Consider the following 14,251-nt stretch of genomic DNA (forward strand, 5'->3'; position numbering starts at 1 on the left):
TAAGAAATGATAAATTAAAATTTTCAAGTGAATGAAAGTATTTTAAGATTTAAATAAACATTAAAAATTAGTATGACTAACTTAGATTAAATAAATTTAATGATTCTAGTAGGTGGTAATGAATGAAAATAAACAGATTGACAGAAATAATAGTAATACTATTAAATAAAAAACTGGTAACTGCTAAAGAGTTGGCAGAGAGATTTGAAGTTTCTACAAGAACCATATATAGAGATATAGAAACTTTATCTATGTCAGGAGTGCCAGTATATATGACAAAAGGTAAGGGAGGAGGAATATCTTTAATAGAAGAGTATTCTATAGATAAGACCATATTATCAAAAGAAGATAAAGAGAGTTTAATAGTGGCACTCAAAACTTTACAGGCAACAAAGTATCCAGAAATAAATTCAGTAGTAAATAAAATCGGTTCAATATTTGGAGAGCAGAACTTTGCAAACTGGATTGAAATAGATTTTACTGAATGGGGAAGTAATTTTAATGAAGATGATAAATTTACAAAAATAAAAGAAGCTATTTTAAGGCGTAATACTATAAATTTTAATTATGTAAATAGCCTATCAAGTCAGACAAATAGAACTGTTGAACCTATGAAACTTATGTATAAGAGTAAGACTTGGTATTTATATGGATTTTGTAAATTAAAGGATGACTTTAGGATATTTAGAATTAGCAGGATAAAAAATTTAGATGTAAAGGAAGAAATATTTTCAAGAAAGACAGTAGAAGATGTATGTTTTAATGATTCTAAGATAATTAAGGAAAATACTATAACTTTGAAATTGAGATTCAAAGAAAAGATGCTTTTTAGAGTATTTGATGATTTTAATAAAGATTTAATAACTAAAAATAAAGATAATACATATGATGTGATTGCTGAATTTCCTATTGGTGAGTGGATTTATGGTTATATTTTATCCTTTGGGGATAATGTTGAAATACTTGAACCTAAAGAAGTTAGAGATAATGTAATAACTAGACTAAAAGAGTTGTCTAAAATTTACTCATTATAATATAATAATTGGATTAAAATGGTTATTTAAAATTTATTCATTACATAATATCTCACTAAGTCTAATTATATTAAAAATATGACATAAAGGTGTCGTATATTATAAATTATAATTGAATTAAATAAGTTTAAAACTAAAACACATTAATAAAAACAAAGTGAGGTATAAAGTATGGATTATGAAATAGTAAATATAAGCGAGAAAATAGTTGTAGGAATATCAAAAGAGACTACAAACCAAGATGGACAAGCATTAAAAGATATAGGTGAGTCATGGAAGAAATTTATGGGAAAAGGTATATATAACTCTATAAAAGGTAAAAAGAATGAAAAGACAATAGGTCTATATACAGATTACCAAGGAGATTTTACAAATCCATATAACTTTGTTGCATGTTGTGAAGTAAATAGTAATGCTGATAAAGACAATAATTTAGATGAATTAAATACTAATGATGCTGTTGGAGAAATTATTATAAGTAAAGTTATACCAGCAGGTAAGTATGCAAAGTTTACTGTAGTAGGAGATATTCACAAAGCGATAGGAGATTTCTGGGTTGAATTTTGGCAAATGGATTTTGACAGAACTTATATTAGTGATTTTGAAGAATATCAAGGTAATACATATGATGATAATAAACATGAAATTCATATTTACATAGGAATAAAGTAGATTTACCAGTACTATATTGGGTAGATGTAATTTGTTATTGACACATGTCAAATGAAGGGTTATTATGAACTAGTAAATGTTAGAAGCAAGACAATAGAATGTTTGAAAATTTTATGAAAAATTTTTATACATGAACTGTGAAAGGGGATTTTCCTATGTTTGAATGTGCATTTATTTATGTTGCTAAAGGTCTTAGTGCTGAGAAGCAAAGAGCAGTTATTCCATCTGATACTATCAATATGAATGTTATTGGTGTGGAAAATTATGATGAAGCAGAAGTTGTAGCTAAAGAAATGGTAGAAAAAGGATGTACAGCTATTGAATTATGTGCTGGCTTTGGTAATGAAGGTATTTACAGAATTAAAAAGGCTGTTGGACCAAACGTTGCTGTAGGTGCAGTGAAATTTGATTTTCATCCAGCTTTTGGGTTTAAGAGTGGCGACGAAATGTTCTAATAGGAAATATTCTAATAGGCAGTGTTTTTCATAATGTAGACTATGAGAATGTATTTTCAGAGATACTCTAAAATGAATTTTAAAGAAAGTAAAGAATGATAGAAAAGCATACATTTAGTACTCTAAAGTATTATACTTTATATTAATAGAGATAAGTAGAGAAAGCTATGATGCTTGTATGATGTTTTATTATTTATAACTATAAGCAGTGAATCTATAAAAGGTTTACTGCTTTTTTTATGCTTCACAATAGCAATATCGCTTTGAACTTGTATAGACATGTTATTTTATTATATATTTAATACTTTTACTTGAAATAAGATACTTATAACTATCAGGATGTATCTTGCAATTTTTAATATAGAAAAGAAAAAAATATAGGGACAAATTAAGATAATAGTTTTGGATTTATGAATATATAATTAAAAAAAATATAAAAAATAATCTATAAAGCTAAATCCAATTTAATCGATAATACATATATAGAAATATAATTAAATAAGTAAACAACTCTTTATTGAATGTTAAGTAAGCTAGAAGATATATTGGAAGAGAGCGAATAAACTTGTAATTGAATATTTGAGTAGTGTTAGAAGCTATTTTCGTTTTTGATAAATTACAGATTCGGCAGACTATAAAAATAAATAGACAGAAATAATTTTGATGAATCTGAAATTTTTTTTCATACAAACATAAAAAGATATAAAGTTATTTCTATCTTAATTTGATTACTTCTGACAACCTTTTATGTTTTATACAATTATATTTTTAATAACTCGTCAAAATGCCAAACATATATTACAATATATATATAAGTTTTTTCATTGACAAATTGTGTTAATATGGTTGAATATAATATGGCATAAATAATTACTTTTATTTATCAATGAAATACATTTATTATGTAGCGAAAAATAGTCAGATAGTATAGATAATAACTGAAAATAAAGGCATTTATTGTTGTACATATGGAGGAGTTAGTTTTATGGAAAATAAAATTTTGATAGTAGATGATGCTATTTTTATGAGAATGATGATTAAAGAAGCTCTGAGTAAAAGTGGTTATGAGAATTTAGTAGAAGCAAATGACGGAGAAGAAGCTTGTAATATATTTAAAGATGAAAAGCCTGATTTGATGTTACTTGACATTACAATGCCAAAAAAAGATGGTTTAGAGGTGTTAAGAGAAGTAAAAAAGTTAGATTCAAATGCTAAGGTGGTGATGTGTTCTGCAATAGGACAAGAAAATATGATTGTAGAAGCTATAAAACTTGGAGCATTAGACTTTATAGTAAAACCCTTTAAAACGGATACATTGGTCAAAGTTGTGAACAATGCCTTAAAATAAGAATGTAAATACGCACTGATTTAGTGAAAAGTACATAAATGCAATAATAAAAGGAGGGGTTTATATTATAAATTATTTAGAACTTGATGATGCTCATATAGATGCTCTTAGAGAAATTGGTAATATAGGCTCTGGGAATGCAATTACTTCACTTGCATCTATGATAAATAGCAATATAGAAGTATTAATACCAATGGTAAAGATACTTGAATATAACGAAGCGACAAATTTGCTTGGTGGTCCAGAAAACAAAGTAGCATGTATTTTACTAGATATGAAAGGTGATATTAATGGAATGTTTATGTTTTTGTTGGATGAATCAATAACTCAAATTATGCTAAATTCTCTTTTTAATAAAGAAGAATCTATTTTAGATGAGATTGAAGATATTGAAATTTCAGCAATCAAAGAAATAGGAAATATTATGGCAAGTTCATATGTAAATGCTATAGCATCTATGTTAGACATGACTATAAGTATTTCAGTTCCAGATATGTGTATTGATATGGTTGGAGCTGTCCTAAATGTACCTATGATAAGATTTTCAGATGTTGGTGACAAAGTTTTATTTATAGAAAATAAGTTCAAAATGAGTGATAATTATTTTACTAGTCACATTTTGATGATTCCAGAAATGGGCTCACTTAAGGAAATATTGGTGAGATTGGGATTAGAAGTATGAATAAGGAGATAGTAGTAAACATTGCAGACATGAAGATAGCTTATAAGCCAAATGTTTTGGTTACATATGCGCTTGGTTCTTGTGTAGGAGTGTGTTTGATAGATAAGGTAGCAGGAATTGGTGGAATGTTACATGTTATGTTGCCATATAGTAAAGATGCTATTAACATTGAAAATAAATACAAATTTGCTGATACAGGAATAAATGAGCTTATCAAGTCTATGGAGCATATAGGTGCAAATAGAATATATATAAAAGCAAAAATTGCTGGAGGAGCTCAAATGTTTTTAGGAAATAGCAATTCATCAATTGCAAGCATAGGGCAGAGAAATGTTGAAGCAGTAAAAAAAACACTTCTAGGGCTAAATATTCCAATAGTAGCAGAAGACACAGGTATGAATTATGGAAGGACAATACGTTTTTGTACTGGGACAGGTGAATTGCTTGTAGATTCAATAAATAAAGGTAAAAAGAAAATATAATATAGATTTAATTGAGAGTATATTTAGGAGGGAGGAGTTAAATGAGATTTCCAGATGACCCATATTTAGATTATAGGTTAGTTGATGAGGGAATTAAGTATCTAAAATTTAAAGTAGATGAGCAAGATTTTGGAATTGAGATTGAAAAGGTTGTAGAAATTGTTGGAAATCAAGAAATTATATTTATTCCAGAACTCCCAACATATTCTAAAGGTATAATAAATTTAAGAGGGAAAATCATTCCAATAATAGATATGCGTTTGAGACTTAAAAAAATTGATTTAATTATTACTAATTGTATATATATAGTAGTAATTGAAACAAAAGATTTGTTAGTTGGATTTATGGTTGATAAAGTTGATGAGATAATAAGCTTAGAAAAAAGTCAAATATCTCCTCCACCAAGAGTTACTCTTGAATATTCAGATTATTTTGTAAGTGGTATTGGAGAAATAGAGAGTAAAATAATTACCTTACTAGATTTAGATAAACTTTTGACAGATAAAGAAGAAATTTTAATAGATGAAGTAGTTAATAAATATAATTGCACTATCATGTAACACAGAGATATAATTAAAAGGTTATTATAAAGAGATTGTGATGGGAACATTTGAGAATGTAGTGGTATAATTATTAAGTATAAGAATTTTAAATTATTAAAATCTGAATATATTATGTTTAAGAGAGGTTTGTATATGGAAAATAAGCAACAAGGAACAATTTTAGTCGTTGATGATAGTGTCCTAATGTGTGATTTAATAGATAAAACACTTACAAAAGATAATTTTAAGGTGAAAAAAGCATTTAATGCAATAGAAGCAAAAGAGTTTATTGAAGAATGTATACCGGATATTATTTTACTTGACATAATTTTACCAGATAACTCTGGATTTGATTTTTGTAAGGAAGTAAAATCTAATTTTCGCACAGCAGATATACCTATAATATTTATAACTTCAAAAAATGCAGATACAGATATAGTAAAGGGGTTTGGTGCAGGTGCAATAGATTATATGGTGAAGCCTTTTAGTATGACAGAATTAAAAGCTCGTATTATGGCTCATCTTGAAGTAAAGAAATCTCAAGATAAATTAAAAAAAATAAATAATGAGCTGGAATCTTCTCTTGAAAAATTGAATAGACTCGTTGTAAGAGATTATCTTACAGGCCTTTACAATAGACGACATATAATTAATCAACTTATGGAACAAAGAAAAATTAATAAGTTTAATGAGACATCTATATCTCTTATTCTAGGCGATATTGATGATTTTAAAGTTATCAATGATACTTATGGTCATGAAGCAGGGGATTTCGTGTTGACAGTAATATCAAGTATAATAAAAAAGAATTGTAGACAGATTGATACGGTCTCAAGATGGGGTGGAGAAGAGTTTTTAATAATGCTTACAAATACTTCGATGGAAGGTGCTAAAATACTTTCAGAAAGAATTCGCAAAGAGATAAAAAATTTTGAATTCAACTATAAAGAAAACAAGATAAAATGCACTATTACATTAGGTGTAGTAGAAGTAAACTCAAATATATCATTAGAAGAAAACATATCCTTAGCAGATAAAGCAATGTATGAGGGTAAAAATTTAGGCAAAGATTGTAGCGTAGTAAGTACAATGAAAGGATTAAAAAAGATATAAACTAATATCTTAATAAACTTACTTTATAAAGGAGTATAGATATGAAAAGAGAAGTAAAGCTTTCTAAATTGGCAATTGTATTGCTAATTATTATAGTAATGGCTGTTCTAGCAGGGATTTTTTCTTCGATTTCATCTTATAAAGCATTCGAAAAAGTAGAAAAAAGCATTAATGATATGAATAATTTGAGAACTCAAAGTCAGTATATAAAAGATACAACGAGAGAAGTAAGTGATGTATTAAGAAGATATGTATTTACAGGTGATAAAAAGGATAAAGATATTTATGAAAAAGAGCTATATGGAAAAACAAGAGAGTCGGCTTTAGATAAATTAGAAAGAATTGGTCTTACAAAGAGCGAATCTAATAAAATCTTAGAAGCAAAAGAAATATCAGATTCTTTGGCTCCAACAGAACAAAGTGCTATGAAAGCAGTTGAAAATAATGATAAGAGCATGGCTCAGAGCATAATTTTTGGTAGTGAGTATATAAATTCTCAAGAAAGAATGGATTCTTTGATAAATGAATTTCAAGAGGATATAGCTACCCGTTCAAATAATGAAATTATAGAAGTCAAAAAAGAATTACAAAGTTTAATACTAAGAACCATATTTATACTTTCCCTACTAATAATACTGACAATAATAGAATATACAGTAATAAAATTAAAGATAGTGATTCCTATTAATAAAGTAGAAAGACACTTTTCAAGAATTGCATCTGGAGACTTAAGAACAAGTATAGATGTTGAAGAAAGTAAATCTGAAATAGGAATGTTAGTTGGTTCCGTTAAAAAGATGCAAAGTATGCTTTTAAATTATATAGACCTTATAGACAGTACACTGACTAGTATTGCAAAAGGAGATTTAAGAGTAGAGATAGACCAAGAATTTATAGGAGATTTTAAATCAATTAAAACATCATTAGAAAGTATAATAAACTCTTTTAATAATGATTTTTCTGAAATAAATTTATCAGCAGAACAAGTTGCAAGTGCATCTGAACAAGTAGCAGCAGGTGCTCAGGCTCTTTCACAAGGTGCTACTGAACAAGCTAGCTCAGTAGAAGAGTTAGCTTCCACAATTAATGAGATATCAGATGGAATTAAGAAGTGTGCAGATAGTGCTAGTCTTGCATGTGAAGTATCTGACCAATCAGCACAACAAGTTAGTTTTGGAAGCAGATGTATGGATGATATGATGACTTCAATGGATGAAATAAGTGAAAAATCCAGTGAAATATCAAAAATAATCAAAACAATAGATGAGATAGCTTTTCAGACTAATATTCTTGCATTAAATGCAGCTGTTGAAGCAGCAAGGGCAGGTCAATATGGTAGAGGATTTGCAGTTGTAGCAGATGAAGTTAGGTCTTTGGCTGGTAAAAGTGCAAAAGCAGCTCAAAATACAGCAATTCTTATAGAAGAAGCCATTAAAACAGTAGAAAATGGTGTTAAAATTGCTAAAGAGACTGCAGAAGCGTTAGATTTAGTGGTAAACGGTGTAGAAAAAACTACTGATTATATTAACGGAATTTCTTCGTCTGTACATAGCCAAGAAGTAGCAATTACACAGATTTTATCTGGAATAGAACAAATTTCTATAGTAGTCCAAATGAACTCAGCAACAGCAGAAGAAAGTGCAGCAGCTTCAGAAGAGATGTCGGCTCAAGCACAAATTTTAAAAGAACTAGTAGAAAAATTTCATCTAAAAGAAAGTGAGATAAGAGAATCATCGTGGATTTAAGTTATGAGATATTGTATATAACGGAAAATAGAAAATTATTTGAGGCCGTAGGTGATAAATATGAATTATATTGAACCGAGTATGAGACCAATGTTAGATATGTTTATATTTGAGACAAGTCTATTACTTGAACAATTAGATGAAATTATGATTCAAACAGAAAAAGAAAAAGTATTTAATTATAGCAATATTAATGAAACTTTTAGAATAATGCATACGATAAAAGGTTCAGCCTCTATGATGGGGCTAGACAACATAGCCGCTTTGGCACACAGTGTAGAAGACTTGTTTTATGTCATACGTGAAGAAAAAATAGAAGTTTTAGACAATGACTTTTTGTTTGATTTAGTTTTTCAATCTTTGGATTTTATAAGATGTGATATAGGTAAGTTGCAGTCAGGAGATTGCATATCTTCTGATTACTCTAACTTTATAGAAACAATTAAAGATTATGTAAGTACTTTGGAGATATCAAGCTCTATGGAACCAAAAGAAAATACAAGCTTAGAAGGTACAGATGATAAAGAAATAATAGATTCAGTTTTTTCATATAAAGAAGGTTCTGATATAGCAAAAATAATCTTTGAACAAGATTGCATGATGGAAAATGTAAGAGCTTTTATGCTTATATTTGAAATAAGGGACTACTGTAAATTTCTAGAATTTTATCCTAAAGATGTGGAAACAAATACAGAAACAGCAGAATATATTAAAAAATATGGGTTTTATATACAGTTTATTGCTAAAGATGACAAAAGCATAGTTTATAGGACTATACAAGAGAATCTATATGTAAAAGAATACCTAAATATTAGTGAAAAAGATATAGAAGTAAAAAGAACCTTGGATAATAGTGAAATAGAAAATAAATTAAAAAATAATCAGGAAATAAGCGTAGAGTATCAAAACACTTATACAACAGAATATGAACCACAAGAAAATATTTTAAAAGAAAAAGTAGACATAGAAAAGTACAGTCTAAGTGATGAGAATGAACATTTGCCAATAAGTAAACAGAGTATTATGAGTGTAAATTTAGAAAAATTAGACTTACTTCAAAATATAGTTGGAGAAATTGTAATTATGGAATCAATGGTTGTAAATAGTGTGAACTCTACAGGTGTTGATATAGATAATTTCAATAAAGCAACTAGACAATTGCATAAGCTTACAGATGAATTACAGGACATAGTAATGTCAATGCGTATGATTCAAATTGCTGGTGTATTTCAAAAAATGCATAGAATTGTACGAGATATGAATAAAAAATTGGATAAAAATGTAGAATTAATAACTATAGGTGCAGAAACAGAAGTAGATAAAAATGTAATTGATAATTTAGCAGAACCATTTATGCATCTTATAAGAAATGCTATGGACCATGCAATAGAACCTATTGAAGAACGGATAGCTAAAGGTAAAGAAGAAGTAGGAAAGATAGTTCTATCTGCTGAAAACTTAGGTGGAGAAGCCGTAATAAGTATTTCAGATGATGGTAGAGGTCTTATGAAAGATAAGATTTTAGCAAAAGCCAAAGAGCAAGGTATCCTTAAACATTCAAGCAATGAATATACTGATGATGAGGTCAATTCTTTGATTATGACTCCAGGATTTTCTACAAAAGAATCTGTAACTGAATTTTCTGGTAGAGGAGTAGGCATGGATATTGTACGTAAAAGTATTGAAAAGGTTGGAGGTTCAATTGAGGTAAAAAGCAAACAAGATGAAGGAACAACATTTACTATGAAAATACCACTGACTCTTTCGATAGTAGAAGGTATGGAGTTTAAAGTTGGAGATTCGCTATTTACTTTACCAATATCATCAATAAGAAGAACGTTTAAACTCACAGATTTAAACCAAATAGTTACAGAAGGTAATACAAGAGAGTTAATTATGATATATGGAGCATGTATCCCTATTATAAGGTTGCATAAAATATATAATATTCAAACAGAGGTAACTAATCTAATGCATGGTAATATGATAATTATTGAAAATGAGCAGAAAGCAGCATGTATTTTTGTTGATGAAATAATAGGAAATCAACAAGTTGTTGTAAAGCCATTTCCAGTTTATTTTAACCGGTTCAATATGAAAAACAATGGATTATCAGGATGTACAATACTTGGAGATGGAAGTATAAGCTTGATTATAGATGCAGATAACATTATGGAAATATATTAGGGGATTTAAAGTATGTCTAAAGATGAAATTATTAAACAAGTATTAACATTTTATGTTAATGATGTTCTTTATGGAATAGAATTAGAAAATGTGATTGAGACTATAAGATTTCAATCAATAACATATGTACCATGTCTTCCAAAGTATATAAGTGGAGTTATTAATTTACGAGGAAGGATAATACCTATTACTAATATGCATATAAAATACAATCTTCCTGAGACTGATTATAATGAGAGAACATGTATAATAATTACAAAGGTTGATGAGTATCAAGTTGGAATTATTGTAGATAAAGTTGTCGATGTTATCCAAATAAAGAAATTAAATATATTAGAGACAACCGATTCTAACAACATAAATACGAATAAAGATGTAAAAGAAATCGCAAAAGTTGGAGATAATTCTATACTAATTTTAGATATTCAAAAGTTTTTGATTAACAACATGTAGTTAGTTTTGACAAATTAGCAGGAGGAATTTTTTGCATGATAAAGCTCACTGATGAAGAATTTATAATTCTTGTAAACCATATAAAAAAAGAATATGGTATTGATTTAAGCAAAAAAAGAGCATTAATTGAGGGTCGGTTATATAATACAATGAGAGAAAGAAAGTTTAGTTCTTTTAGTCAGTATATGAATCTATTATTTAAAGACAAGACAGGAAATGAAGCTATAAACCTAATAAATAGACTGAGTACTAATCATACCTTTTTTATGAGAGAACCCCAGCATTTTGAGTTTATACATAATAATATACTTCCTTTTTGGGAAGAAAACAATAAATTAAGAAACTTGAATATATGGAGTGCAGGTTGTTCTAGTGGAGAAGAAGCGTATTCAATAGCTATGACTTTAGATGACTATTTTGGACATAATAAAGATTTGTGGAATATTAAAATTATAGCTACTGATATTTCAATGAATTCACTTGAAAAAGCTAAAAGAGCTACATACACAGAATTAAATGTTAACAATGTTCCTGATTTATGGAAGAAGAAGTATTTCATAGACAACAAAGATGGTACATTTAAAGTTTGTGATAAGATTAGAAGAAGTGTGGTTTTTAAACCATTTAATTTAATGAACGATTTCTCGTATCAACATTTTGATTTGATTTTTTGTAGAAATGTTATGATTTATTTTGATTTAAAAACTAGAGAAGAACTCATAAATAAATTTTATAGTGTAACTAAACAAGATAGCTTTTTATTTGTAGGTCATGCAGAGATAATTAATAGAAGCAATACCAAATATAAATATGTAAGACCTGCTGTCTATAAAAAATAAAAGAGTATTTTTGATATATGATTTTGTGGAGGCGGTAATGTGGAACATTTTAATAATATGGTAATTGCTATAGGTGCATCTGTAGGTGGCACAGAGGCAATACTTGAAATTATAAAAGACTTACCAAAATCGACACCAGGAGTTGTTGTAGTTCAACATATGCCAGCTATATTTACTGATATGTATGCACAACGGCTTGACAAGCAGTGTGTTATGAATGTAAGAGAAGCTAAAAATAATGATAGAGTAGAACGGGGAACTGTGTTAATTGCACCTGGAGGCTATCAGATGAAATTACATGTGAATAAAGACGGATATTATGTAACTTGTGAAAAAGGTGAAAGAATAAGTGGTCATTGTCCGTCAGTAGATGTTTTATTTGATTCAGTTGCAGAAGTAGCAGGTAAAAATTCAATAGGCATAATACTTACAGGCATGGGTTCTGATGGTGCAAATGGACTTTTAAAAATGAAAGAAAGTGGTTCATTTACTATTGGTCAAGATGAAAGTTCTTGCATAGTATATGGCATGCCAATGGTGGCTTTTGATAGGGGTTCTGTTATATTACAATTACCACTTGCTGAAATTTCAAACTGTTTGATGAGACATCTTAATATTTAAAGACGAAAAGATTAATTTTTTGTAAATAAAAAATTAATCTTTTATTAAATTATATGGATAAAAAACCCTAGAAACTCCAAATATAAGAAGAGAGATTTATATTTAGGAGGAAAATGATAATATGAAATTTTTTAAAGGCGATATGAAAGCTAAAGTTTTAAGATATGTATTTGTTTTAACCTTGACTATAATAGCTGTTTTAGCAATTAAACATGACCATATATATAATAATTTAGGGAAAGATGCTTCAATTAATCTAAATAGGAATAAAGAAGCAGTAAGTGTTATGAGTAATCAATCATTGCCAAAAGATAACACAAAGAGTAAACAAACTTTATCAGTAAGTACAATAGGAAGTAAAACAATAGTGAAAAATGATGAATATCTAGAAAGTACTATAAATATGCCTATAATAACAAATTCAAATAAGATTGTTGAAAGGTCTACAAATGATAAAATAAAAAATGATATCTTTGAATTTTATAACAAATCATATACAGAAGCAAAACAATATCTTAAGGATAATCCTGATGAAGAAAATAAGTTTGTTGCAAATGTGGATTTTGAACTTAAAAAGAATACTGACTCTGCTCTTAGTATAAAAGTAAGATATTATACTTATAGTGGTGGTGCACATGGATTTTATCAAGATATAGCATACAATGTGGATATGAGAACAGGAAAATTTTTAGAACTAATGGACTTATTTAAAGATAACACTAAATATAAGGAAGTTATAGATGAAGAAATTAAAAGACAAATAGCTGAGTTGGAAAAAAAGGATAAAGAAAATATCGGAATATACAATTTCAAAGGTATAAAAGAAAATCAAAACTTTTATTTACAGGATGAGAATTTAGTTATGTATTTTGATTTATATGATATAACTCCATATGCAGCAGGAATACCAGAATTTTCAATAAACAAAAAATTAATAAGCTATATGTTAAAACCAGAATATGTAGATTTATTTAATTTGAAATAGAAACTTAAATTAAATGTTATGCTATAATATCTAGCATAGAGATTTATTAAAATTGGGGGTATAAAAATGCTACTTTTAAAAAAAGACGACATAAAAAAAGTATTTACAATGAGAGATGCAATTGAGGCTGACAAGGAAGCTTTTAGAATTTATTGTGAAGGAAAAAGTGTAAATCCTTTGAGAACCAATATACAAGTTCCAAGTCAAGATGCTAGTATGTTATTTATGCCAGGATATGTAGAAGAATTGGGATGTGGGGGAATAAAAATTGTATCTGTATTTCCTAAAAATGCTCAAAAAGGTAAACCAGTAATTCCAGCAACAGTATTATTATTAGATGGCGAAACTGGAGAAGTGAGTGCAGCCTTAGATGGGACTTATGTAACTCAGATTCGTACTGGAGCAGCATCTGGAGCAGCTATAGATGTATTGGCTAAAAAAGATTCTAAGATAGGAGCTTTAATTGGTCTAGGAGGACAAGGTGAGCCACAACTTGAAGCTATGATAGAAGCTAGAACTTTGGATGAAGTGAGAGTTTTTAGTAGAAACAAGGAAAGTAGAGAAAAGTTTGCTGAAGAAATGAATTTAAAATTAAGTAAATATAATACTAAAATAATTGCAGTTGAATCTTCTGATGCAGCTATAGACAATGCAGATATAATAGTTCTAGCTACTCCATCAAAACAACCAGTACTTAATGGAAACTTAGTAAAAAAAGGAGCTTTAGTAAGTGCAGTAGGTTCATATATGCCAGATATGCAAGAGTTGTGCCCAAATTGCTTAACTAGAGCATCTAAGATATTTTTTGAATCAACAGATGCAGTTTTATCTGAATCAGGAGATATACTAATTCCATTAGAAGAAGGTAAAATAAGTAAAGATGATTTTAGCGGTGATTTAGGTAATGTTATAAATGGAACTATCCCTGGAAGAGAAAATGATGATGAAATAATTGTGTTTAAAACTGTCGGAATAGGTGTACAAGATGTCGTAACAGCAAAAAGAATATATGATAAAGCAAAAGAAAACGGTATTGGAATGGACTGGCAGTGGTAAAAATTTCAAAATAAGTCTATGATTAGACAAAATTATG

At 28.4% G+C, this 14,251-nt stretch carries 15 protein-coding genes; all 15 read left to right on the top strand.

All coding sequences use genetic code 11. The features are described 5' to 3' along the window. The first annotated feature begins 122 nt into the window (after positions 1 to 122). The 15 genes from ACTG44_RS02935 (at position 123) to ACTG44_RS03005 (ending at position 14,214) form a co-directional block, all read left to right on the top strand. On the top strand, positions 123 to 1,034 hold the full coding sequence (locus ACTG44_RS02935) for a helix-turn-helix transcriptional regulator (protein ID WP_479921242.1): 912 nt from the start codon (positions 123 to 125) through the stop codon (positions 1,032 to 1,034). A gap of 171 nt (positions 1,035 to 1,205) precedes the next feature. Next, entirely contained in the window at positions 1,206 to 1,706 is a 501-nt protein-coding gene (locus ACTG44_RS02940; RefSeq protein WP_479921243.1) for a GyrI-like domain-containing protein, read from the top strand. Positions 1,707 to 1,861: 155 nt separating this feature from the next. Beyond that, on the top strand, positions 1,862 to 2,161 hold the full coding sequence (locus tag ACTG44_RS02945; RefSeq protein WP_021383155.1) for a DUF6506 family protein: 300 nt from the start codon (positions 1,862 to 1,864) through the stop codon (positions 2,159 to 2,161). A 985-nt stretch (positions 2,162 to 3,146) separates the two neighbouring features. Continuing rightward, a complete protein-coding gene (locus ACTG44_RS02950) occupies positions 3,147 to 3,509 on the top strand; it encodes a response regulator (RefSeq protein ID WP_021383186.1) in 363 nt (120 codons plus the stop codon). A 97-nt stretch (positions 3,510 to 3,606) separates the two neighbouring features. Then, positions 3,607 to 4,191, top strand: coding sequence for a chemotaxis protein CheC (locus ACTG44_RS02955; RefSeq protein WP_265113932.1), 585 nt, complete (start codon positions 3,607 to 3,609; stop codon positions 4,189 to 4,191). Next, a complete protein-coding gene (locus ACTG44_RS02960) occupies positions 4,188 to 4,673 on the top strand; it encodes a chemotaxis protein CheD (RefSeq protein WP_021383175.1) in 486 nt (161 codons plus the stop codon). Before ACTG44_RS02955 ends, ACTG44_RS02960 begins: the two co-directional genes overlap by 4 nt. A gap of 41 nt (positions 4,674 to 4,714) precedes the next feature. Further along, positions 4,715 to 5,233, top strand: coding sequence for a chemotaxis protein CheW (locus tag ACTG44_RS02965; RefSeq protein WP_479918085.1), 519 nt, complete (start codon positions 4,715 to 4,717; stop codon positions 5,231 to 5,233). Positions 5,234 to 5,368: 135 nt separating this feature from the next. Next, positions 5,369 to 6,328, top strand: a complete 960-nt coding sequence (locus ACTG44_RS02970) for a GGDEF domain-containing response regulator (RefSeq protein ID WP_479921244.1) — start codon at positions 5,369 to 5,371, stop codon at positions 6,326 to 6,328. Positions 6,329 to 6,369: 41 nt separating this feature from the next. Then, positions 6,370 to 8,073, top strand: coding sequence for a HAMP domain-containing methyl-accepting chemotaxis protein (locus ACTG44_RS02975; protein ID WP_021383187.1), 1,704 nt, complete (start codon positions 6,370 to 6,372; stop codon positions 8,071 to 8,073). Between the two features lie 60 nt (positions 8,074 to 8,133). Next, the gene (locus ACTG44_RS02980) at positions 8,134 to 10,260 is read left to right on the top strand and encodes a chemotaxis protein CheW (protein ID WP_479921245.1); all 2,127 of its coding nucleotides are present in this window, start codon (positions 8,134 to 8,136) and stop codon (positions 10,258 to 10,260) included. A 12-nt stretch (positions 10,261 to 10,272) separates the two neighbouring features. Continuing rightward, positions 10,273 to 10,713, top strand: coding sequence for a chemotaxis protein CheW (locus ACTG44_RS02985; protein WP_021383177.1), 441 nt, complete (start codon positions 10,273 to 10,275; stop codon positions 10,711 to 10,713). Between the two features lie 35 nt (positions 10,714 to 10,748). Continuing rightward, positions 10,749 to 11,552, top strand: coding sequence for a CheR family methyltransferase (locus tag ACTG44_RS02990; protein WP_021383196.1), 804 nt, complete (start codon positions 10,749 to 10,751; stop codon positions 11,550 to 11,552). A 39-nt stretch (positions 11,553 to 11,591) separates the two neighbouring features. Beyond that, positions 11,592 to 12,173, top strand: coding sequence for a CheB methylesterase domain-containing protein (locus tag ACTG44_RS02995; protein WP_044212594.1), 582 nt, complete (start codon positions 11,592 to 11,594; stop codon positions 12,171 to 12,173). Positions 12,174 to 12,294: 121 nt separating this feature from the next. After that, entirely contained in the window at positions 12,295 to 13,158 is an 864-nt protein-coding gene (locus ACTG44_RS03000) for a DUF3298 and DUF4163 domain-containing protein (protein ID WP_021383164.1), read from the top strand. A 66-nt stretch (positions 13,159 to 13,224) separates the two neighbouring features. Continuing rightward, positions 13,225 to 14,214, top strand: a complete 990-nt coding sequence (locus ACTG44_RS03005) for an ornithine cyclodeaminase family protein (RefSeq protein WP_021383161.1) — start codon at positions 13,225 to 13,227, stop codon at positions 14,212 to 14,214. Positions 14,215 to 14,251 lie beyond the last annotated feature (37 nt).

Source organism: Clostridioides sp. LIBA-2809 (genome assembly GCF_056688965.1).

Excerpts from the sequence above, each read along its gene's own strand:
- ACTG44_RS02935 (WP_479921242.1), top strand. The coding sequence starts at position 123 with ATGAAAATAAACAGATTGACAGAAATAATAGTAATACTATTAAATAAA.
- ACTG44_RS02940 (WP_479921243.1), top strand. The coding sequence starts at position 1,206 with ATGGATTATGAAATAGTAAATATAAGCGAGAAAATAGTTGTAGGAATA.
- ACTG44_RS02945 (WP_021383155.1), top strand. The coding sequence starts at position 1,862 with ATGTTTGAATGTGCATTTATTTATGTTGCTAAAGGTCTTAGTGCTGAG.
- ACTG44_RS02950 (WP_021383186.1), top strand. The coding sequence starts at position 3,147 with ATGGAAAATAAAATTTTGATAGTAGATGATGCTATTTTTATGAGAATG.
- ACTG44_RS02960 (WP_021383175.1), top strand. The coding sequence starts at position 4,188 with ATGAATAAGGAGATAGTAGTAAACATTGCAGACATGAAGATAGCTTAT.
- ACTG44_RS02965 (WP_479918085.1), top strand. The coding sequence starts at position 4,715 with ATGAGATTTCCAGATGACCCATATTTAGATTATAGGTTAGTTGATGAG.
- ACTG44_RS02970 (WP_479921244.1), top strand. The coding sequence starts at position 5,369 with ATGGAAAATAAGCAACAAGGAACAATTTTAGTCGTTGATGATAGTGTC.
- ACTG44_RS02975 (WP_021383187.1), top strand. The coding sequence starts at position 6,370 with ATGAAAAGAGAAGTAAAGCTTTCTAAATTGGCAATTGTATTGCTAATT.
- ACTG44_RS02980 (WP_479921245.1), top strand. The coding sequence starts at position 8,134 with ATGAATTATATTGAACCGAGTATGAGACCAATGTTAGATATGTTTATA.
- ACTG44_RS02985 (WP_021383177.1), top strand. The coding sequence starts at position 10,273 with ATGTCTAAAGATGAAATTATTAAACAAGTATTAACATTTTATGTTAAT.
- ACTG44_RS02990 (WP_021383196.1), top strand. The coding sequence starts at position 10,749 with ATGATAAAGCTCACTGATGAAGAATTTATAATTCTTGTAAACCATATA.
- ACTG44_RS03000 (WP_021383164.1), top strand. The coding sequence starts at position 12,295 with ATGAAATTTTTTAAAGGCGATATGAAAGCTAAAGTTTTAAGATATGTA.
- ACTG44_RS03005 (WP_021383161.1), top strand. The coding sequence starts at position 13,225 with ATGCTACTTTTAAAAAAAGACGACATAAAAAAAGTATTTACAATGAGA.